This window comes from Kitasatospora sp. NPDC088134 (genome assembly GCF_044741705.1).
Classification (GTDB): domain Bacteria; phylum Actinomycetota; class Actinomycetes; order Streptomycetales; family Streptomycetaceae; genus Kitasatospora.
In genome coordinates, this window is the sequence record NZ_JBIUTD010000026.1 from 1 (window position 1) to 19,900 (window position 19,900).

General features: G+C 73.1%; 16 protein-coding genes and 1 tRNA gene. 6 read left to right on the forward strand and 11 right to left on the reverse strand.

Annotated features, from left to right (window positions below; translation table 11 throughout):
• Positions 1 to 265: 265 nt before the first annotated feature.
• Entirely contained in the window at positions 266 to 1,240 is a 975-nt protein-coding gene (locus tag ACIOHG_RS29985) for a tyrosine-type recombinase/integrase (protein ID WP_400955215.1), read from the forward strand.
• Positions 1,241 to 1,288: 48 nt separating this feature from the next.
• Here ACIOHG_RS29985 and ACIOHG_RS29990 read toward each other — a convergent pair whose 3' ends face one another.
• Both ACIOHG_RS29990 and ACIOHG_RS29995 read right to left on the reverse strand, forming a co-directional pair.
• The gene (locus ACIOHG_RS29990; protein WP_400955217.1) at positions 1,289 to 2,425 is read right to left on the reverse strand and encodes a barstar family protein; all 1,137 of its coding nucleotides are present in this window, start codon (positions 2,423 to 2,425) and stop codon (positions 1,289 to 1,291) included.
• 654 nt (positions 2,426 to 3,079) lie between these two features.
• A complete protein-coding gene (locus tag ACIOHG_RS29995) occupies positions 3,080 to 6,136 on the reverse strand; it encodes a Tn3 family transposase (protein WP_400955220.1) in 3,057 nt (1,018 codons plus the stop codon).
• Positions 6,137 to 6,293: 157 nt separating this feature from the next.
• Between ACIOHG_RS29995 and ACIOHG_RS30000 the strand changes: the two genes are divergently transcribed.
• On the forward strand, positions 6,294 to 8,225 hold the full coding sequence (locus tag ACIOHG_RS30000) for a hypothetical protein (RefSeq protein ID WP_400955222.1): 1,932 nt from the start codon (positions 6,294 to 6,296) through the stop codon (positions 8,223 to 8,225).
• 115 nt (positions 8,226 to 8,340) lie between these two features.
• Positions 8,341 to 8,700: an ATP-binding protein gene (locus ACIOHG_RS30005; RefSeq protein ID WP_400955224.1), complete on the forward strand. Its 360-nt coding sequence runs from the start codon at positions 8,341 to 8,343 to the stop codon at positions 8,698 to 8,700.
• Between the two features lie 78 nt (positions 8,701 to 8,778).
• Here ACIOHG_RS30005 and ACIOHG_RS30010 read toward each other — a convergent pair whose 3' ends face one another.
• The 3 genes from ACIOHG_RS30010 to ACIOHG_RS30020 all read right to left on the reverse strand — a co-directional run bounded on the left by ACIOHG_RS30010 (position 8,779) and on the right by ACIOHG_RS30020 (position 11,222).
• On the reverse strand, positions 8,779 to 9,174 hold the full coding sequence (locus ACIOHG_RS30010; protein WP_400955227.1) for a hypothetical protein: 396 nt from the start codon (positions 9,172 to 9,174) through the stop codon (positions 8,779 to 8,781).
• 72 nt (positions 9,175 to 9,246) lie between these two features.
• The gene (locus ACIOHG_RS30015; protein WP_400955371.1) at positions 9,247 to 10,116 is read right to left on the reverse strand and encodes a DUF3592 domain-containing protein; all 870 of its coding nucleotides are present in this window, start codon (positions 10,114 to 10,116) and stop codon (positions 9,247 to 9,249) included.
• A 2-nt stretch (positions 10,117 to 10,118) separates the two neighbouring features.
• Positions 10,119 to 11,222, reverse strand: a complete 1,104-nt coding sequence (locus ACIOHG_RS30020; RefSeq protein ID WP_400955228.1) for a hypothetical protein — start codon at positions 11,220 to 11,222, stop codon at positions 10,119 to 10,121.
• Between the two features lie 191 nt (positions 11,223 to 11,413).
• On the opposite strand from ACIOHG_RS30020, the gene ACIOHG_RS30025 reads away from it, so the two are divergent.
• Together ACIOHG_RS30025 and ACIOHG_RS30030 are read left to right on the forward strand one after the other, a co-directional pair.
• A complete protein-coding gene (locus ACIOHG_RS30025; protein WP_400955230.1) occupies positions 11,414 to 11,884 on the forward strand; it encodes a cation:proton antiporter regulatory subunit in 471 nt (156 codons plus the stop codon).
• 4 nt (positions 11,885 to 11,888) lie between these two features.
• Positions 11,889 to 13,109, forward strand: coding sequence for a cation:proton antiporter (locus tag ACIOHG_RS30030; RefSeq protein WP_400955231.1), 1,221 nt, complete (start codon positions 11,889 to 11,891; stop codon positions 13,107 to 13,109).
• Between the two features lie 54 nt (positions 13,110 to 13,163).
• On the opposite strand, the gene ACIOHG_RS30035 is transcribed toward ACIOHG_RS30030, so the two are convergent.
• The 4 genes from ACIOHG_RS30035 to ACIOHG_RS30050 all read right to left on the reverse strand — a co-directional run bounded on the left by ACIOHG_RS30035 (position 13,164) and on the right by ACIOHG_RS30050 (position 16,175).
• Entirely contained in the window at positions 13,164 to 14,042 is an 879-nt protein-coding gene (locus ACIOHG_RS30035; RefSeq protein ID WP_400955233.1) for a class I SAM-dependent methyltransferase, read from the reverse strand.
• A 91-nt stretch (positions 14,043 to 14,133) separates the two neighbouring features.
• Positions 14,134 to 14,207, reverse strand: a tRNA-Met gene (locus tag ACIOHG_RS30040).
• Between the two features lie 129 nt (positions 14,208 to 14,336).
• Positions 14,337 to 15,878 (reverse strand): hypothetical protein, encoded by a 1,542-nt coding sequence (locus tag ACIOHG_RS30045; RefSeq protein WP_400955235.1) that lies wholly within the window; start codon positions 15,876 to 15,878, stop codon positions 14,337 to 14,339.
• 42 nt (positions 15,879 to 15,920) lie between these two features.
• A complete protein-coding gene (locus tag ACIOHG_RS30050; RefSeq protein WP_400955237.1) occupies positions 15,921 to 16,175 on the reverse strand; it encodes an RICIN domain-containing protein in 255 nt (84 codons plus the stop codon).
• Between the two features lie 210 nt (positions 16,176 to 16,385).
• Here ACIOHG_RS30050 and ACIOHG_RS30055 point away from each other — a divergent pair, with 210 nt between their 5' ends.
• On the forward strand, positions 16,386 to 17,348 hold the full coding sequence (locus ACIOHG_RS30055; protein WP_400955239.1) for a site-specific integrase: 963 nt from the start codon (positions 16,386 to 16,388) through the stop codon (positions 17,346 to 17,348).
• 21 nt (positions 17,349 to 17,369) lie between these two features.
• Here the strand turns inward: ACIOHG_RS30055 and ACIOHG_RS30060 are convergent, their stop codons facing one another.
• Both ACIOHG_RS30060 and ACIOHG_RS30065 read right to left on the reverse strand, forming a co-directional pair.
• A complete protein-coding gene (locus ACIOHG_RS30060; protein WP_400955240.1) occupies positions 17,370 to 18,074 on the reverse strand; it encodes a flavodoxin family protein in 705 nt (234 codons plus the stop codon).
• Between the two features lie 123 nt (positions 18,075 to 18,197).
• Positions 18,198 to 19,886, reverse strand: a complete 1,689-nt coding sequence (locus ACIOHG_RS30065) for a flavin monoamine oxidase family protein (RefSeq protein WP_400955242.1) — start codon at positions 19,884 to 19,886, stop codon at positions 18,198 to 18,200.
• Between the last annotated feature and the right edge of the window lie 14 nt (positions 19,887 to 19,900).

A 19,900-nucleotide genomic window follows, 5' to 3' on the forward strand; every position in this document is an offset into this window, starting at 1 on the left:
GAGCTACCTCGCCGGCCTCCACCTTCGAGGCGCGATGATCTGGATCAAGGACCTCACCAGAATCGCCACTTGATCACGACCAAATACGCGCCCTAAGCCCGGATCGCTGCTGGTGGGCACCTGATGGGTCGTCGGCGCCGGCACGGTCGTGAAGTCGTTCCACAGATAACGCCCTATTATCTGCGGTGTTACTGAACGCGACCTGCGAGGACGTTCTCCGCACACTGCGTGAAGCAGCCCTGTTATCTGTGGCAAGGGGGAAGCGGTGTCGACCGTCGTCCAGCTGCCGATCGGGAAGGCGGTGACCGTCCGAACGGCGGCCGACCTGTTCCTCGACTCGCTCGGCAACCCGAACACCGTCCGGAATTACGGCATCGCCGTCTCGAAGACCGCCGAGCGCCTGGGCGAGGGTCGGCCGTTCGCCTCGGTGGAGGACGACGAGATCGGCGAGGCGCTGGAGCTGTTGTGGGGCAGCTCGGCGGTGAACACCTGGAACGCCCGCCGCGGTGCGGTGCTGTCCTGGACCGGCTGGTGCGCGGAGCGAGGGTACGACGGCCCGGTGGTCCCGGTCTGGGCGAAGCGGCTGCCGCCGCCGGACTCGGATACGCCGGTGCGCTCGAAGTTGGCGATTGACCGGCTAATCGCCCGCCGGGACGTCCACCTGCGGGAGAAGACGCTGTGGCGGATGCTCTACGAGACGTGCGCCCGCGCGGAGGAGGTCTTGGGGGTCAACATCGAGGACTTGGACTTGGCCGGCCGCCGCTGCCCGGTGAAGGCGAAGGGCCCCAAGCCGAAGGTCCGCCGCCGTGGCGGCGCCCGCGAGGACTACGTGCTGGAGACGGTCTACTGGGACGCTGGTACCGCCCGGCTGCTGCCCCGGCTGCTCAAGGGCCGCACCCGCGGGCCCGTGTTCGTCACCCACCGCCGTCCCGGCCCCGGCAAGGTGGTCAGCCCGCGCGACGTCTGCCCGGACACCGGGCTCGCCCGCCTCTCCTACGGGCAGGCCCGCGCACTGCTGGACGAGCACACGGCAGTGCGCGGGCCGGGCACGGGCTGGGACCTGCATGAGTACCGCCATTCCGGCCTGACCCATCTTGGTGAGGCTGGGGCCAGCCTGCTGATGCTTATGGCGAAGTCACGGCACAAGAAGACGGAGAACGTCCGTCGCTACTTCAAGCCGTCCCCGGAGGCGATCGCCGAGGTCACCAGCCTGCTCGCGCCCGGCAACAGCAGGCGCTGAAGTCCGCTCAGCCTGTCCCCGAGGCGCATTCGCTCGGGCGCCGGCGGCTCACCGGAGCACGACCGTGACGCCGCTCCGTTCGAGGAGCCGCACGATGTCCTCGAAGTAGGAGAGCCCGTCATCCGGATCCTCCACAACGTCCGCCAGTGCGCGGGATGCGATCTCGGAGTCGTGCCAGGTCAAGGTGAAGGGCGGGGCTACTCCGAATCCACCGCCCAGGCAGTCCTTGAACGCGTTCCACTCCCGGCCGAAGTAGCGGCCGGGCCCGAGCAGGGCCTCGGCGATCGCGCAGTGCAGTCCGGGTATGTCCGTGACGAACCGGCCGTCGAGATGGTGCTCACCTCCGGACCGATCCGGCTGGGGCGCGGGCACCCGCCAGGCACGAGTGGTGAGGTCCAACCACGCGGCCCTGCCCTGCAAGTCGTACGGCGCCCACAGGTTGGGCTCTGACGGCGGGCCCTGATGCCACTTCGCCCAGATCGGGCGGGCCGCCGGCGATGGCCGATCGTCGCCACCATCGGTGAGGGTGATGTCGAGGAGCGTGCCGCCGAGCACGGACGGGCGCGCTCCGGTGATGGCCAGGCCCACGGTGCGGGAGGCCATCACGGAACCATGGTGATCCAGAACCAGGAGGTAGGCCCAGTCCCGCTCCGACCGACGGGGTCGCCGCAGCGCCGCGAGCAGGGGCTCCGCAGGCTCGCAGCCGATCAGCTCCATCGGCACGGGGGCCGGGTCCGCTCGCGCCTCGAACAGGCCGTCGACGGCGGAGCACCGGCCTGCACTTGCCGCAGCGACCGTCGTTCCCGCGAAGAGCTCGAAGCGTGGTTCCGCAGGCAGTTCGAAGAAGCTCTCCTCGTTCTTGACGCCGGCGCCGAGCACGATGTCGTACTGTGCCGGATCGGCTGGGTGGGGCTGATGGGCCACCACGACCGCATCGACGAGAGTCCACCACTGCATGGGCTGCTCGTCGTCCCAGACCTCGACGCACACGTCGCCCAGACCCCGTAGCGAGACGTCGGGCTCAGCCAGGACCTCGCTCAGGAGACCGTCGGGGCGGCATCCGCGAAGGGTGAGGACCTCCCGTGGCGGCGGGACTGGGTCGACGAAGAATCCTTCGACGCCCGCGAACCTCCCCCAGAGCTGTTCCACGCCATCTTCGTCCTCTTGAACCAGGACGTACTTCACCGGAAAACCCCGGTCCCACGTGGCATGATCTGCGATGCGCACCCAGCCCCCGAACATGTGAGCAACCTTCACCGAGGTTACGAGCCAAAGAGTCAATCCGTGATCAAGCGCACCTGGCTGGGGTCTAGGTGCAGTTCATACGCGGTGTTGCAGTCGTTGATGAGGGTGCCTACGTGCGCGCCGCAGGGGCACTGCTGGTTCATGCCTGCCTCACCGTGGAGCCCGCAACATCCGCTGCAGTGCCTGAAGACGTCGGAGTCTTCTCGAAGACCGCGGGCGTCACCCGGATGCAGAACCACGGTGTTCCGAGGGCCTGCGGACACCAGGAACCCGTCCCCGTCCGGGTCTGAGACGCACGGGCCTCCAGGGAAGACCGCTCGACCCTCGTCGGCGGGCACGGGCACGAGTGGTGCACCCCACGGCTCGGGTTCCAGAGCGAAGAAGCCGAGCGGCATAGTCGCGGTGGCACGACGTGATCCGTCGGCTTTGGGGTAGCCCTGATCCCCTGGGCGGGCGGGCATCTCGGTCAGCTCGGTCAGCGGTCCAGTGATGGCAAGCCCGCAGGCCGAGCACACAAACACAGTCACTCCGTGTTCATAGCACTCGACCAACGGCGTACCAAACGGATTATCGAATCGCTGCCGGCGGCGCGTCTCATACCTCGTTCGTGGCATCCGGGTTGCGCAGGGGCCTCAATCCTCCGGGCATCTCGGGCAGTAGGAAGCTGTACCGGCCGAGCATGTTGACGTGGTGCCGGACAAACGGCGAGAGCCGGGCGACGTCCTCCTCGCGGACCTCGAAGCCGACGGCGCGGAGCTGGTCCAAGGCGGCGTCCATGTAGCGGGTGTTGAACAGCACCAGGGCGTTGAGGACCAGGCCGAGCGCGCCGATCTGGTCCTCCATGCCCTCCTGGTAGTGCTGGTAGAGCTGGCCGGCGCGGCCGTGGAAGATCTTCCGAGCGAGCGCGTGTCGGCCCTCCTGCAGGTTCGCCTGGGCCTTGATCTGGCGGCGGTAGGACGGCTCGTCGGCCAGGCGCAGGATGTGCAGGGTCTTGGCGATCCGGCCGTAGTGCGCGATGGCGTCGCCGAGCACGGTGGGTCGGCCGTCGCGCGAGAGCATGCGGATCACGTCGTAGGCCCGCACCGCGCCGGTGTGGATGGAGCCGATGATCCGCAGCACGTCCTCCCAGTTCCGCTCAATCCGGTCCAGGTCGACCCGGCCGCGTGCGGCGTCGTTGAACGCGCCGTAGTCGGCGGCGCGGTCGATGCGCCACAGCTTCTGGTCGGGTAGGTCGGCCAGCTGCGGCGCGTAGGCGAACCCGGCCAGGGTGAGCAGGCCGAAGACGATGTCGGAGTACGAGGCGGTGTCGGTGACCACCATCTCCGGGCGCCGCCCGCCGTCGCGGTCGTAGAGGACGTCCAGCACGTACAGGGAGTCGCGCGGGGTGCCGGCCACCACCTTCCCGCCCAGACCTGCGGCCTGGTCGTTGATCAAGTTCAGCCAGGTCGCCCCGCCCCGGCGCCCGAAGTACTTCGGGTTCGGCCTGGCGTACACCGACGGCACCGGCACGACGAACCGCATCCCGTCGACGGAGGCGACCAGACCGCCGCCCCAGGCGCGGGCGAGCGGGATCAACGCCTGAGCGTCGATCAGCGCGGCGTTCGCGGCCCGGTAGGTCTCCAGCCGCAGGTAGGTCTGATCGACGTGGGACAGCCGGCCGTACCGCAGCGCGTCCGCGCCGCCGATTACCGGGGTGTAGCCGACGTTGCAGCCGTGCGCGACCAGCAGCGCCGCGATCGTCACCGGCAGGTCCCTCAGCCGGGCCTCCCCGCCGGTCACCGAGGTGAACGCCTGGTCCGCGCCGGTCCAGGAGAACACCTCCAGCAGCACCTCCGGCAGGTCCACCCTCGGCAGCATCGCGTTCACCGCCGCCCGAAGCGCCACCAGCGAAGCGGGTTCGGCCTCCGGCTCCAGCGCCGCGAAGTGCAGCCGCCCCTCGCCGTCGGCGCTGATCTGCGCGTTCGCCGGAAGTCGCCCAGCGACCTCCCGGTAGGTGCCGTCCAGCAACGCGGCCCGCGCCGCCAGGTGCTCGGCGGCATCGGCCGGCAGACCGAGCGAGGCCAGTACGGTGGGCTTCACCTGCTCCCACGCATCACCAGCCAGCAGCTTCGCCCGCGGGTCGCTCCACTTCGAGGAGTTCACCGCGAAGACCTCCTTGCGCCGCAGCAGCCGGTGCACCTGCTCCAGCACGCAGAAGCTGTACGCCTTCCAGTCCACCTCGCCCGGCTCCAGGTGCGGCGCCGAGAGCACCAGCCGCTTCCACGACCCGGCCAGCAGCCCGGTGTCGATCTCGGCCTGACCCACCTTCTTGCGGCCCATTAGCCCCGGCAGCAACAGGAACGCCCGCAGCGCCGGCGCCCCTTCTGCGGTCGCGTCGAAGTCCACCACCTCCACCAGCAGCTTCAAGAACGGCCGCACCGTGGAGAACCGGCTGACCAGCATCCGCCGCCACGCCTCGTCGGCGTCGGAGTCCAGGGGCGGCGCCAGCTCGACCATCGCCGCGACCGCCGCGGCGAGCTCCTTTCGCGGTACGACCGCCTCGATCGCCTCCCACATCGCCGCCAGCGTCGCCACCTTCGGCGCGGTGATCTCCCCGGTGGAGGTGTCCACCTGCTCGGCGGTCTCCTCCAGCACCACCTGCAGCGCGGCGGCGAGCTTGGCGCCGGCCCGCTCGACCTTCGGCAGGGTCTTCAACTTCTCCTTCGCCGTCTCCCGCTCCGCCCGCGCCAGCAGCCTCGTTGCCACCAGCACGTCCAGCAGGTCCAGCGCGTCGTCCACCGCCCTGGTGGTCAGGTGTACCGCGGTGGCCAGCAGTGTTGCCAGGCGCCGCGCGTCGCCGTGCCGACGCAGCAGCGACGCCTTCCCGTCCACCCCGTACCGGGACAGCTCCGCCAGCCGGCGCGGCGGCACCCCGGCCACGTCCACCTCGCCCATCCCCAGCCGGGCGATCTCTTCGGCCCGCTCCAGCGCGGCCTTCATCTGCGGCCCCGACACCCGCACCGGCCCGCGCCGCAGCCGGTCCAGCTCCGAGACCCGCGCCCCGGTCGGCACCGTCAGCAGCTCGTCCAGCGCCGCCCGCTGCCCGGGCGTCAGCAGGCCGTGTAGCGTCTCCCACAGCCGCTGGTTCGCCGCCTCCCGCACCGACGCCACCAGCCGGGCCAGCGTCGTCACCCCGGGCAGCAGCACCCGCCGCTCGCGCAGCCACCCCACCGCCGCGTCGAACAGCGCCTTCGGTCCCTCCCCGGTCGTCCAGGCCCGCGCGTCCAGCCACACCACCAGCTCGTCCCGGACCTCGGCGAAGTCCCGCCAACCGCCGTCCTGCTGGATCTCTCCGGCGTGCGAGCGGGCCGTACCGTCCCGCTCGCCGTACTCCGCCAGCACCGAGACGTCCGCGATCCCCAGTTGCTCGGCCAGGTACTCCGCCACCTCCACCGGCACCTGCCGCGGGTCCGGCATGAACCGGCCCAGGAAGCGCACCGTCGTCAGCTGCACCGCGAAGCCCAGCCGGTTGTGCGCCCGCCGCTTCACCCGCACCTTCTCCCGGTCCGCGTCGTCCAGGAAGAAGAACCGCTCCAGCTCCGCCCGCGCCGGGGCGCCGTAGAACGCCCCGTACCGGGACGCCTGCTCATCCGTCAGAAACTCGACCGCCACAACGGCCCTCCGAAGATCGACAACATCGACCCGCGAAGATTCGGGCCCGCGATCAGCCCAGGTCAACGGCCTCCCACGGCCGGCCCGCCCTTAGCGCACGATCTGGCATGGATGTTCCTCAACCCCCTACGCCCGCTACACGCTGCCCCGGATCGCCGTGACCACCGGCGACCGGGTCGAGGTCGCTTTCCGCTCCGGCGACGCCTGGGTCAACGTCGACGACGTCGCACTGGCCGTCTCCGGCCCCGCCGTCACCGACCCCGGCTTCGAACTGGGCGGCGCGGGCTGGCAGTTCACCCCCCGCACCGGCACCGCCAGCAACTACCCGCACAGCGGCAGCCGCCTCGCCTACCTGGACGCGGGCGCCGGGAAGAAGGTCTCGCAGGCCCTCACCGCCGCCGGTCCCGGCCGCTACGACGTCTCCGCCTGGATCGCCACCGGCGGCCCCGGCGGCGCGTTCACCGTCCGGGTCAACGGCGCCGTGGCCGGGACGGTCGCCCTGCCCGCCCGGCCGACCTACGCCCGGTACACCGTCCCCCGGGTCGCCCTGAACGCCGGGGACCGGATGGAGATCGCCCTCGAGTCCGGCAGCGGCTGGATCAACGCCGACGACCTGATGCTCTCCCCCGCCGACCCCCGGGTCAGCTCCTCCGACCCGAAGATCGCCGCGCTCTTCGACTGGGCGAAGAACAAGGCCGGCAGCTGGGTCCAACTCCCCGGCACCACCGGCCCGTTGAACGCGGACGAACGACAGAACGGCGGCGGCGGCAGCACCACCTATGAGGCGTCCTACTGGGCGGGCTACGCGCACCGCAGCGCCTTCTACGGCCGCGACACCGCGCACCAGGTCGAGGGCGCGGCCGTGCTCGGCCTGAACGCCGAGAACCGCACCATGCTGGGCGCGTTCGCCGCCACCGCCACCGCCGAGCACGGCTACTACCCCGTCTGGTCGCTGAACTTCGACGACCGCAGCAACCTGTCCATCGACTACAACGGCCCCACCGACTTCGTCCGCGAGGTCCCGTCCACCTTCGAACTGGTCGAGAAGGCCGACAAGGCGTACCGCTGGAGCGGCGACAGCGCCTACGTCACCGACCCCGTGCTGTGGTCGTCCTACCAGCACGCCACCGGCGAGTTCGTCGCCCAGCACGACTCCGCCAGGCCCAACGGCGTCGCCGAGGGCACCGGCCTGGGCATCTTCGCCGGCTCCGCCAGCTACGACGAGACCGGCGACGACCACTTCGCCGAGGCGGGCGACTCGATCGCCGCCCAGTACCAGGCGCTGCTCGCCGCCGCCGACCTCGCCGCCGGACGCGGCGACACCGCCCGCGCCGCCCAGTGCGCGCAGCGGGCCGCCGACCTGCGCGGCTACTTCAACTCGACCTGGAGCGGCACCGGTTCGGGCGCCGCGATGGTGCGCGGCTACCGGACGGACGGCACCGCGGTCACCGGCTGGGGGAAGGAGAACAGCTGGTTCATGCCGATGAAGAAGATCCTCGACCCCGGCCCGCGCAACGACGCCTACCTCGACTACATCGACCAGCAGGCGAGCGGCGCCGACCGCCCCGCCAACATCGAGGCGTACACCTACCTCCCCGACACCTTCTTCTTCTTCGCCCACCACCGCGACGACACCGCCTGGAAGTGGATGCAGTACGTCTACGACCACCGCGACGACCAGCACGTCGTCACCCGGCAGGGCCCCAACGGCGACTACCCCGAGGTCTCCTTCACCCTGGTCTCGCAGACCGTCGAGGGCCTGCTCGGCGTCGACCCGAACGCCCCCGCGCACGCCCTCGCCACCCTCCCGCACCTGCCCACCGGCACCGGCTGGCTGCAGATCGACGACCTGGCCGTCGGCCGGAACACCTTCGCGCTCCGCCACGACGGCGCCACGAAGTCCACCCTCCGCAACACCGGCGGCACCGACACCTACAGCTGGGAGGCCCGGCTGCCCGGCAGCTACCCGTCCCTGAAGGTCAACGGCACCGCACGGCCCGCCACCACCAGGACCGTCGACGGCACCACCTACAGCTACGTCACCGTCCCGCTCGCCCCCGGCGCCACCACCACCGTCCAGGCCCCCTGAGCCCGGACCTCGGGCCGGGGACTTTTGGGGATACCCAAAGTCCCCGGCCCGCATTGTTCCCCGCACCGTTCCTGACCAGGGTGGGAGTCCACCGGCTCACCTCGGGAGTCCCCCTGTGCACAGCACCGCGCCCGCGCTCACCCTCTCGCCCCGCACCCTCAGCACCGGCGAACTCGATGCCTGGCTGACCGCCCACCTCCGCCACTGGCAGCTCGACGCCCTCGCCCCGGCCCTGCGCACCGTCGCCCGCGAACTCGCCGACAACGCCCTCCGCCACGGCGCCACCCCCGCCCGCGCCACCCTCACCCGCCTCCCCAGCGCCCGCCTCCGCCTGGCCGTCACCGACGCCGGCCCGGGCTTCGACCCCACCACCCCGGGCCCCGGCCTCCGCCGAGTGGCCGCCCGCACCACCGCCTGGGGCGTCGACCCCCTCCCACTCGGCCACCGCGTCTGGGCCGACCTGACCCTGGCCTGACGCCGGAGCAGCGCGTTCCCGCACCCGGCCGACCTGACGGCGGTGCCGCAGCGCTCCCCGCTACTGCCCTGCTCCGGCTCACGGGGCGGCGGCGGGCGGCGTTTCGTCCCGGAGTTCCGGCGTGGCCGGGTCGCGCCGGGCCAGCGTCACCGCGAGCGGGAGGCCCGTCGCCCGCGCCGCCCGCTGCCGGGCCCGCAGTTGCGCCCTGGTCCGGGGGCGGAAGGACGGGAGGTGCGTGCAGCCGCAGCCGGGGCGGTGGTCGTAGGTCAGGCCCTCGGCGAGGACGGCGGCGACCACCGACCAGGCCCGCACGTCCCGCCGCCGGGGGGCAGCGAAGTCGTAGCCCGCGAAGGCGAGTTCGCCCCGGCACTCGGGGCAGGTCCGCCGGGCCGACAACGTGCCGCCCTTGAAGGACAGCCGGCACCCGACGCACACGTAGTGTCGGAAGGCGCCGTTGAACGCGTGGTAGCACATGGCCGTCCAGCCTAGCGGGGCGTCACGTCAGCTCGCGCAGTACCACCGTCGACGGCTTTTCGGTGCTCCCCGTCAGAGCAGCAGGACGCCCGCCACCGCCGTGCCGGCCAGCAGCAGGACGGTGACGACCAGGACGGGGACGTTGGAGCTCTGGGCGCGGCGGTCGGCGTCCGGGTCGAGGGTGAAGTCGGCGGGGTCGGCGGGGTCGTGGTGGACGGTGACCTCACGGCCGCGGACGCCCTCGGCGCGGGGGAGGTGGCGGGTGCAGTGGGCGGTGACGGCCTGTCCGGCGCGGGTGGTGAAGACCAGGACGGGGGTGAGGGCGGTCATGGCCCCGCCGTCCTCCGGGTCGACGTCGACGTCGCGCAGGACGGCGGTGATTCGCCCGGGGACGGTCTCCATCCGGTCGAGGCGGCGCAGCCGTTCGCTCTTCTCCCGCACCATCACCGGGAGTTGGACCAGGCCCCAGAGCGCGAGCGGGCCGCCCGAGCCGATCAGCGCCCAGGGCCAGGCCACCTCGACCGCGACCAGGGCGACCGCGCCGGCGCAGGCGAGGAAGAGCGCGAAGGCGGCCCGGCCGAGGCCCCGGCCGGGCGGTTCGGCGGAGGTGGTGAAGCGATAGGCGTGCGGGCGGCGGGGCGGGTGGACGACGCCGAGTTCGCGGCCGACCCAGGCCGCGGTGATCGGTTCGCCGCGCTCGGCCCGGGTGCCGTCGTTGGTGACGGTGACGGGCGGGGCGTCGCCGTAGGTGACGATCACGGGGATGCCACCCTCGGCGGAGCCGCCGTGCCGGAGTTCGCCGACCCGTTCGATCCGGCCGGTGTGCCGGACGGCGCGCTGCTCCGCAGTCAGGCCGAGCAGCGACTGCAGGGTGCGGCCGAGGGCGACCGCGAGCCACAGGCCGCACCACAGCTGGAGGAACCGCTCCCAGCCCAGCTCCATGCTCAACTCCCCACCACCTGAAGGATGTTGCCCTGGGCGTCGGCGGTCAGCACGGCCGTGCCGGTGTCGCCGGTCGCCACGATCCGGAGGGTGAGCGGGCCGGTGACGGCCTCGGCGGTCAGCTGCCAACTGCGCAGTGCGCCCAGGCCGTTGGCGGCCCGCCGGACCAGGTCGGGGATGCGCTCGCAGGGCAGCGCGTCGAGTGCGAACCCGCCGACCGGCTCGCCCTCGGGGACGTACACCACGGTCAGCGTCTGCTCCTGCGCCACCACGGTGAGCGCCCGCTGCCCGCCGCCGTCCCGGGTCAACGCCTGGACGGTGAGCCGGAGTTGGCCGTCGGTGAGCATCGAGCCACCCGGGCCGAGGGTGGCCGTCCCGGTGGCCGAGACACTGGTGGTCGTGGTGCTGCTCGTGCTCGTGCTGCTCGTGCTCGTGCTCGTACTGCTCGCGTTCGGCGCCGACTCCCGCCCGGGGCCGAAGAGTTCGGCGCGGCAGAGCAGCAGCAGGGCGGCCGCGCCGAGCAGTACCCCGAGCAGGGTGAGCCAGCCGGCGGCGGCGCCCTCGTCCGCGTCGTCCTTCAGCGCCGGGCCAGGCGCGGAGTCCAACCGGGCCTCGGCGGCGCGCTGTTCCCACTCGGGGGTGGGGCGGGTGACGATCCGCACCTGCCAGGGGCGGTCCGGCGGGTACCTGACCACCACGATGTCGCGCGGCCGGTGGTCGGGGAGGGCGGAGACGTGGACGTCCTGCCGGATCTCGACCCGGCGGGCGGGGGCGTCGTCCGGGGCGACGGTGAGGACGAAGCGGACGGGCACGGCGGTGCTCCGCTCGTCGCGGCCCGGTACGGGGGCCAGCTCCTCGATCATCGCCAGCGCGGTGTGCGGGGCGATGGCCCGTTCGCGGGCCCGGCCCGGCGCGGTGGCCAGGAAGAACAGCAGCGCATAGCCGAGGGACAGTCCGAGGCCGAGGAACAGCAACCGGAAGCTCTCCACGACCCCGGCGCCGACGAACGCGGCCAGCGAGGCCCCGACCACCCCGCCGGTGAGCAGCCCGATGCCCAGCCGGGCGGGCGAGTTGGGCTTCGGTGGCAGGCCCCCGCTGATCGTCATGGTCCGATTGTGCCCGTCGCCGCCGACGGCCGACAGCCCTTCGGCGCACACCCGTCCCACGTGGGGAAAGTCACCCGACTTGCCCGATTCTTTACCTTTGATTGACCTTTACCATTCCCGCCCCGTCCTGAAAGGGTGGGGGGACCGCCCCGACCCGCGCCCCGGAGGGATGCCCCGTGCCCGTACCCCGCATGCAATCGACCCCGCTGCCCGGCATCGGCGTCCAGTACGACCTGACCACCCGAGAACGCCAACACCTCTCGGTGATCGCGCACCGGGACGGCACCCGCACCCTGAACACCTACCGCCGCGAGGACCCGGACGCCTGCGCGCACTCGCTGCACCTGACGGAGAGTGAGTCGGCGGCGCTGGTCGACGCCCTGACGCCGGCCCACCACAGTCCCAACGTGCTGCACACCTCCGGCCTCGGCCTGGTCGCCGAGCGGATCGAGCTGTCCGGCGCCTCGCACTGGAACGGCCGGGCCCTCGGCGAGACCCGGATGCGCACCGACACCGGCGTGTCGATCGTCGCCGTGCTGCGCCGCACCGGCGCTGTCCCGTCGCCCGCGCCGGACTTCCGGCTGGCCGGCGGCGACACCCTGATCCTGATCGGCACCCGTGAGGGCGTGGACGCCGCGTCCCTGATCCTCGGACGGGAGTGAACGCTTGCACACCGCCACCGTCTTCATCGAACTCGGCGCGATCGTCCTGACGTTGGGGCTGCTCGGCCGACTGGCCTCCCGCTACGGCTTCTCGCCGATCCCGCTCTACCTGCTCGGCGGCCTCGCCTTCGGCCGGGGCGGCCTGCTGCCGCTGAGCGCCAGCGGCGAGTTCGTCGCCACCGGCGCCGAGATCGGCGTGGTCCTGCTGCTGCTGATGCTCGGCCTCGAGTACACCGCCGCCGACCTGGTCACCAACCTGAAGACCCAGTACCCGGCCGGGATCGTCGACTTCGCCTTCAACGCGCTGCCGGGCGCGGCGATGGCGCTGCTGCTCGGCTGGGGGCCGGTCGCCGCGACCGTGCTGGCCGGCGTCACCTGGATCTCCTCCTCCGGCGTGATCGCCAAGGTGCTCGGCGACCTGGGGCGGCTCGGCAACCGGGAGACGCCGGTGATCCTCAGCATCCTGGTGCTGGAGGACCTGGCGATGGCCGTCTACCTGCCGATCCTCACCGCGCTGCTGGCCGGGGCCGGGCTGCTGGTCGGCAGCGTCACCCTCGCCGTCGCGCTCGGCACCGCCGGGGCGGTGCTGTTCGTGGCGCTCCGCTACGGGCGGCTGATCTCCCGGTTCGTCTCGCACGACGACCCGGAGAAACTGCTGCTGGTGGTGCTCGGCCTGACCCTGCTGGTCGCCGGGATCGCCCAGCAGCTCCAGGTCTCGGCGGCGGTCGGCGCGTTCCTGGTCGGCATCGCACTGTCCGGCGAGGCCGCGGAGGGCGCGCACACCTTGCTCAGCCCGCTGCGCGACCTGTTCGCCGCCGTCTTCTTCGTCTTCTTCGGCCTCAACACCAACCCGGCCAGCATTCCGCCGGTCCTGCTGCCCGCGCTCGCGCTGGCCGTCTGCACCGCCCTCACCAAGGTCGCCACCGGCTGGTGGGCCGCCCGCCGGGCCGGCATCGCCGCCCCCGGCCGCTGGCGCGCGGGCGGCGCGCTGGTCGCCCGCGGCGAGTTCTCCATCGTCATCGCCGGGCTCGCCGTCACGGCGGGCATCGAGCCCTCGCTCGGCCCGCTCGCCACCGCGTACGTCCTGCTCCTGGTCGTGATCGGCCCGCTCGCCGCCCGCTGGACCGAGCCGATCGCCACCGGCCTGAGCACCCGCCTCACCACCCGCCGGACCCGGACCCCTGCCCCGCTCCCCGCCCCGGACGAACCCGAAGTCCGGGTCTGACCCACCGCCCCAGCCCGTCCCCGCCGTACTTGCCGCCCCTGCCCGGTGCCGGGTTCAGGCGTGCACGGCGACGGCGACGCGACCGGAGCGGAGGGAGGCAGCTGCGGCGGTGGGGGTGTCCAGGTCGGCGGCGAGGGTGCGCAGGTCCTGGTCCGACTCGGTCCGGAAGCCGTGCCGGGCGAGCGCGGCGGCCCACTGCCGCGACCGCCACAGCGAGCGCCAGGGCTCGCCCGCCGTGATCGAGTCGCCGAGCAGGCCGGTCAGCAGCCGACCGACCCGCGCCCGGGCGGACGGCGCCTGGTAGTTGGCGACGAGCGTGCTGCCGGGCGCACTGCGGGCGGCCAGCGCCGCCAGCGTGCCGTGCACCTGGTCGCGGGTCAGGTACGGGACCACGCCCTCCCACAGCCAGGTGGTCGGGGCGGCGGCGTCGTGCCCGGCGGCGGCCAGCTCCCGCCCGAGGTCGTCCAGCGCGAAGTCCACCGGCACGAAGCGCACCGACCGTGCCAGCACCGGCAGTTCGGCGTCCTGCTCGGCCAGCCGGGCCCGCTTGTCCTGCTGCGAGGCGGGGTGGTCGACCTCCCACACGTCCGTCCCGGCGAGGGCGGCCAGCCGCCACGCCCTGCTGTCCAACCCGGCGCCCAGCACGACGAGTTGACCGGCCGGACGGGCCCGCAGGGCATCGTCGACGGCGACCGTCCGGGGCGCCATGATCTCCGCGCAGGCCCGCACGCTCTCGTACCCGGTGCGCGCCCGCAGGCCCTCCGGCGGCGTCCCGGCCCGGACCTCGGCCACCGGCCCGCGCTCCTCGGCCCGCAACAGCCGCACCGCCACCGGGTCGGCGAACCGCCCCACCGCGAACCGCCCGTCCGCCGCGGCCCGCCCCTGGCAGACCAGCACCGCCGTCCGACTCGCCGCCCGCCCGCTCCCGCTCATCGACCACGCTCCCAGCAACCCGGCGGGGCCCGGTGAGGGCCCAACAACAAATCCGGCCCGGAGAGTTGAACTCTCCGGGCCGGACTCTTCGTAGCGGGGACAGGATTTGAACCTGCGACCTCTGGGTTATGAGCCCAGCGAGCTACCGAGCTGCTCCACCCCGCGTCGGTGAACACGACCTTACCCCACTCCGGCCCCAGGACAAATTCGGTTTCCCCACCGGCGCGCCCCACCGCCCCACCGCCCCCGGTCACTCGCACGGCCGGGGGCACGGATGCGCGGGCCCGGAGGGTGTCAGGCGACCGCGCAGTCCAACAGGCGGCCGCACTCGGTGCCGACCAGCAGCCGGCCGGGGCCGGTGACGGTGAGGGCCGTCGGCACCAGCGGGGCCCCGCGCAGGGTGAGGCGGCCCCAGCCGCGCAGGGTGCCGTCGACCGACGAGAGGGCGAGCAGTTCGCCGCTGTCGTACCCGGCGTACGCGTGCGTGCCGTCGGTGTCGAGGACGACGGCGGGCCGGTCGGTGCGGAACACCCAGCGTGCGGTGCCGTCGACCGGGTCGCGGCGGGTGACGTAGCAGTCGCCCGGGCGGCGCCCTTCGCGGCGCCACCGCGCGCCGGCCTGCAGCAGGTCACCGCCGGGGAGTTCCGCGCCCGGGCCGCCGTCGTGGTCCTCGCCGGGCAACGGGGAGAGCGGGAACAGCGGACGGGGCGAGGACCGGGCCGGGTCCAGCAGCGGCCCGGGTTCGCCCAGCGGGGGCGCGTCCGGGGCGAGGGGCAGCGCCGCGCCGGGCACCGGGACGGGTTCGGCCGCGCCCACCCAGCACTGGTACGTTCCGTCGGGGCCGCGGGACGTTCCGACGCTGCAGAAGAACGTCCCGCTGCCGCGCCGGAGGTGCAGGTCGGCGCGCCGGACGTAGCGGCTGCCGCGCGGGACGAGGACCGGGAGCCCGTCGGGGCCCGCGTGCAGGTCGGCCGGGGCGGACAGCCGCACCCGGGCGGTCCGGGTGCCGGTCGACAGGTCGATCCGGCTGACCGAGTCGGGCAGGTCCGGCACGTACCACGGGCAGACGTGCACCCAGGCCGAGCGCTGGTCGGGCGCCACCACCAGTCGCGCGCCGCCGTGCGGGGCCGCCGGGACCGACCAGGACACCTCGCCGGAGGGCAGCCGGCACTCCAGCAGGGCGCCGTCCGAGGACACCAGCACCCTTCCGTCGTCCAGCAGCCGGACGTCGTGGACGAGCCCGCCGGGGCCGCGGCCGGGGCGGTGCCGGTCGAGCACCGGACCCGGGTCGGGGAGCGGGTGCGCCGTCAGCGGTCGGGTCGTCGAGTTCCCCAGCTCCGCCCCGCGCACCGAACGCGGCTCCAGGCGGCGCCAGTCCGCCCGATGGAGGTCCACCAGGTGTTCCACCTGCGGGTACCAGGCGTCCTTGCTCACCGGCTCCATGGACAGGCGCAGCGTGTGCCCGTCCCGCCACTCCGTCCCGCGCACGGTGCGCCCGGTCGGGCCGTGGAACGCCGACACCGTCCGCCCGGATTCGAGGTCCAGCAGCAGGAGTTCGCCCTCGTTGAAGTACCCGCCGTCGTACGCGCCGGTGCCGACCGCGAGCAGCGGCAGCTCCGGGTGGAAGGCCAGCGCGTGGACGTGGTGCCGCGAGCGCAGCAGCGCGATGCAGGTCAGGTCCGAGGTGCGGTACACGGCCGTGGGCGCGGGCCGGCCGTGCCCGACGGCCCCGGTCACCGCGAGCAGGCCGAGCCGTTCGTCGGTGACCGCCAGCCGTGGGTCCCCGGCCTCGGCGAACGGGCGGTCCGCGTGGACGCGGTCGATGCGCAGGATCACGGGGCGGATCGTCGCAGATGCCGGACGGTTCGTCAGTCCGTTTTATCGGCGGCCCCCGCCCGGGGTGGTTCCGGGCGGGGGCCGGTCGGCCGTCGGGGCTCGGCCGAGCTTCCACTGCTGGTTGGGCCGGCCGTTGCAGGTCCAGATGATCGCCTTGGTGCCGGGTGCGGTCTGGTTGTCGTACGCGTCGAGGCACAGCTGCGTGCCGCCCGAGTGGACGGCCGGCTGGTCGGAGGCGGTGTGCGTCCGGAGATGCCGCCTCCGAAACTCGCCACGCTGCCCGCGCGATTCCTGCACGGGAAATTCCGCGCGCGGGGTTCACCGCCTCTGCCGGCTGCCGAAGAACGGCTCCCACCGACCCGGGACGGGTTCGAGCGGACGGCAACCACCCCGTCGGCTTCGTGCGGACGGTCCCGCTTCAGGCCAGTTATTCATACATACACACTTCTATGGGACTGTGGGGCCGACCGCCCGGAGGGCTGTCCGGTCCGGCGCTAGGGTGGCCCCATGGCGGACACCCCGACGGCAGCGGCACCCTCCCTCGATGCCCTCGACGTCTTGGTCGACCGCGCCTGCGAACCGCCCACCGGCCCCTCCCGTGCCAAGCAACTGCGGTGGGTCGCCGGGGAGTTGCGCACCGCCCTGGAACGCGGCGCGATCCCGCCGGAAGCCGCCGCCTCGCTGAACGCGCTGCTCGCCCCCGCCGCCCTCGCCGCCTACCTCGGCGCCGCCGAACAGGGCCTGCTGCGACGCAAACCCGCCGCCCGACCCGACCAGCCCTCCCCCGCGTCCATGCGGGTGCGCGAAAACTGCCTGCGTATCCTCGGCGCGGAGGCGGGCCTCACCCTCGCGCTCCCCGAACGCGAGCGGCCCGCCGTCGAACTCCGGCCGGTGATCACCGCCCGCCCCCGCAGCATCCTGCTCGGCCACCTGGAGAGCGCCACCCGCCCCGGCCAGGACGACGCCCGCACCCGCATCCTCGCCGTCATCGGCACCGTCCTGGACACCGGCTGCCGCGCCGGCGAACTCTGCGCCCTGCGCACCGGCGACATTGACCTCCGCCACGGCACGATCCGCCTCACCCGCCTCCCCCAGCACCGCGACCCCAGTGCCCCGCCCGCCACCGAGACCGTCGCCCTCTCCCCCACCACCCGCGCCGCACTGCGCCACTGGCTCACCGCCCGCGCCCGCCTCACCCTCCGCGACACCACCAGGCCCCCAGGCCCCGGCAACGAGACCACCGACGCCCTGTGGGTCAGCATCGCCCCCAGCGGCCACCCCCGCCCCGGCCTCCCCCTGCACGTCCGCGGCCTCGCCCGCGCCTACGCCCGCACCGTCCACGACCTCAACACCGACATGGCCGGACAACCCGGCTGGCACCCCCTCCCCCGCCGTATGGAACCCCTCCGCCGCGCCGTCGAACTCCGACCCGACGACACCACCGGCGCGACCGTCCTGCGCCGGACCTGAGCGGCGGCGGGGTCAGCGGCGTCAGCGGTGCTCGGGGTTCTCGAAGTCGAAGCGGCAGCCGGCGTCCCAGGCGGAGCGCTGGTTGCCGTGCGCGGGGATGCCGCCGGCGTCTTTGAGCATCCGGGCCAGGTGGAGCTGGTTCCAGGTCATGAAGGTGGTGTTCCGGTTGGTGAAGTCGTTCTCGGGCCCGCCCGAGCCGGGGTCCAGGTAGGACGGGCCGGGCCCGGCCGGGCCGACCCAGCCCGCGTCGGCCTGCGGCGGGATCAGGTAGCCGAGGTGCTGCAGGCTGTACAGGACGTTCATCGCGCAGTGCTTGGCGCCGTCCTCGTTGCCGGTGATCAGGCAGCCGCCGACCCGGCCGTAATAGGCGTACTGGCCGCGGTCGTTGAGCAGCGACGAGCAGGAGTACAGCCGCTCGATCACCCGCTTCATCACCGAGGAGTTGTCGCCCAGCCAGACCGGGCCGGCCAGGGTCAGGATGTCCGCGTTCATGATCTGCGAGTAGAGGACCGGCCACTCGTCGGTCTCCCAGCCGTGCTCGGTCATGTCGGGCCAGACGCCGGTGGCGATGTCGTGGTCGACGGCGCGGATCTCCTCGACCTGCACGCCCTGGTGCCGGAGGATGCCCGCGCTGATGTCGATCAGGCCCTGGGTGTGGCTGCGCTCGGGCGAGCGCTTGAGCGTGCAGTTGAGGAAGACCGCCCGCAGGTCGGTGTAGTCGGTCATCGCCGTCCGTCCGTTCGCCGTCGCCCCCCGCCGTCCCGCCCATCGCAGCACCCCGGGGCCGCCGCGCCCGGGACCGTCCACCGTCCGGCGGACACCCGGGCGCGGCGGCCCCGGGGGGGCGGGTCAGGCGCCGATCGCCGCGAGCACCTCCGCCGCGGCCCGGGCCCCTTCGACCGCGCCGCCGTTCATGTAGCCCTGGAAGTCGTACGAGGTGTGCTCGCCCGCGAAGTGCAGGTTGCCCTGGGCGGTGCCCTCGTAGCCGGCGTAGGTGGTGAGGTAGCCCACCGGCCAGTACGAGTAGGCGCCGTACGAGTACGGGTTGAGGTGCCAGGCGGAGAGCGTGGCCTTGCCGTTCCAGGCGGCCTTGGTGCCGGGCCACACGCTGTCGATCTGGCTCAGGTAGTCGTCCACCAGGTTGCGGGTGTACGCGGTGGACGCGGTGCTGAAGGCGGTCGGCGGGGTGAGGCCGCGGGCGAGGCTGCCACCGCCGTACTGGACCAGGATGCCGTTGCCGCCGGCCTGGCCGCGGGTGACGTCCCAGGCCTGCTGGTACGGCAGGTCGGCGAAGCACTCGCCGTTCGAGACGCCGTCCCACGCGCCGCTGCCGGACCACGAACGCCGGTTGGTGAACTGCATGTTGAGCTTGGTGCAGGCGCCCATCCGCATATTGGCGAGGACGCCCTTCATCATCGGGTCGAGGCCGGCCTTCGACAGGTCGACGCGGCCCTGCAGGATCGGCAGCGGGACGGCCAGGATCGTGTGGTCGGCGACCACGGTCTTCGTGCCGCCGCCGTCCAGCGCGAAGGTGAGGGTCTGGCTGCCGTCGGCGTTCTTGACCACGGCCTGCAGGGTGTGGCCGAGCTTCACGGTGCCGGCCGGCAGGGCGTCCGCGATGGCGTGCGGCACCTGGTCGTTGCCGCCGGTGATGTGCCAGCGCTCGTCGGAACCGCCCCAGATGGAGAAGTTCCCGGGGCTGGACTGCCAGGAGATCATCACCAGCATCGCGTACGAGGACTGTGCGGTGGTGTCGGCGCCGTACTCGACGGCGTAGGCGCAGTCGAGCAGCGCGCCGAGGTCGCTGGAGACCCCGCCCGGCACCCGGGAGTTGATCCAGTCGCGGATCGACATGGTGTCGAGGGCGACCGAGGCGGCGTTGTGGCTGTTCCAGGTGGGGGCGGAGCCGCCGGCCTGGACGTCGTTCTTGACGGCCTGCCAGATCTGCTTGAAGTCGTTGTCGACCTGGGTCTTCGGGTAGTAGTGCCCGTTGAAGTGGAAGACGCCCTCGGCGCCGGGCGGCAGGTCGGCGGCGACGTCGGTCAGGCCGAGGCCGAAGCGCCGGCAGAGGTCCTTGATCGCGTGGTGGCCGGTGTCGACCAGTTCGCCGCCCCATTCGGAGACCTGGCCCTGGTTCCACGGGCCGGGGTTGGCGGGGCTGCCGCCGGAGAACATCCGGCCGCCGATCCGGGTCGGGTTGGCCTCGTAGACGGTCGCGGCGACGCCCTTGTCGGCGAGGGTGAGGGCGGCGTTCAGGCCGGAGATGCCGGCGCCGATGATCGCGATCCGGGGGTTGCCGGTGATCGGCTTGGTGACGGTGGCGGCGTGCGCCCGGGGAGCGACCCCGGAGGCGGCGGTCAGGCCGAGGCCGAGCGCGGCGGCCCGGCCGAGCAGGGTGCGGCGGGAGACGCCGTCCGGTTCGGCCCGGGCCTCGTCGCGCAGGCCCTGGTACTCGGCGACCGGCATCCGCAGGCGCTCGGCTGCGGCCCGGTCGGCCATCAGCTGCTTGAACCGTCCGGCGTGGGGGGTGCGTGCCATGGGGGGAAGGCCCT

Bases quoted from the DNA above. Each gene is read 5' to 3' on its own strand.
- ACIOHG_RS30055 (WP_400955239.1), top strand. From the start codon at position 16,386: ATGGCGGACACCCCGACGGCAGCGGCACCCTCCCTCGATGCCCTCGAC.
- ACIOHG_RS30065 (WP_400955242.1), bottom strand. From the start codon at position 19,886: ATGGCACGCACCCCCCACGCCGGACGGTTCAAGCAGCTGATGGCCGAC.
- ACIOHG_RS30025 (WP_400955230.1), top strand. From the start codon at position 11,414: ATGCAATCGACCCCGCTGCCCGGCATCGGCGTCCAGTACGACCTGACC.
- ACIOHG_RS30010 (WP_400955227.1), bottom strand. From the start codon at position 9,174: ATGTGCTACCACGCGTTCAACGGCGCCTTCCGACACTACGTGTGCGTC.
- ACIOHG_RS30020 (WP_400955228.1), bottom strand. From the start codon at position 11,222: ATGACGATCAGCGGGGGCCTGCCACCGAAGCCCAACTCGCCCGCCCGG.
- ACIOHG_RS30035 (WP_400955233.1), bottom strand. From the start codon at position 14,042: ATGAGCGGGAGCGGGCGGGCGGCGAGTCGGACGGCGGTGCTGGTCTGC.
- ACIOHG_RS30015 (WP_400955371.1), bottom strand. From the start codon at position 10,116: ATGGAGCTGGGCTGGGAGCGGTTCCTCCAGCTGTGGTGCGGCCTGTGG.
- ACIOHG_RS30060 (WP_400955240.1), bottom strand. From the start codon at position 18,074: ATGACCGACTACACCGACCTGCGGGCGGTCTTCCTCAACTGCACGCTC.